Origin of the sequence: Larkinella sp. C7 (assembly GCF_006149005.1) — a bacterium.
In the GTDB taxonomy this organism is placed as follows: Bacteria; Bacteroidota; Bacteroidia; order Cytophagales; family Spirosomataceae; genus Larkinella.
In genome coordinates, this window is sequence record NZ_VBSL01000141.1 from 225 (window position 1) to 485 (window position 261).

At 51.3% G+C, this 261-nt stretch carries 1 protein-coding gene; it reads left to right on the forward strand.

The genetic code is table 11. The features are described 5' to 3' along the window. On the forward strand, positions 1-261 hold a 261-nt coding region (locus FH871_RS34795; RefSeq protein ID WP_229317777.1), incomplete at both ends, for a ribose-5-phosphate isomerase A.

Consider the following 261-nt stretch of genomic DNA (forward strand, 5'->3'; position numbering starts at 1 on the left):
ATGCAAAAGATGGATGACTTGAAGGAACAAGCGGGTATCAGAGCAGCCCAGTATGTCAAGGACGGAATGATTCTTGGTCTGGGAACAGGCTCAACCGCTTATTATTTTGTGGCTGAAATTGGTCGCAGGGTGCAAGAGGAAGGCCTGCAAGTGGTGGGCGTGACGACCTCAAGCGGGACAACGGTTCAAGCCCAGTCTCTAGGGATTCCACTTAAGTCTGTTGATGAGGTGGATGTCATCGATTTGACCGTTGATGGGGCG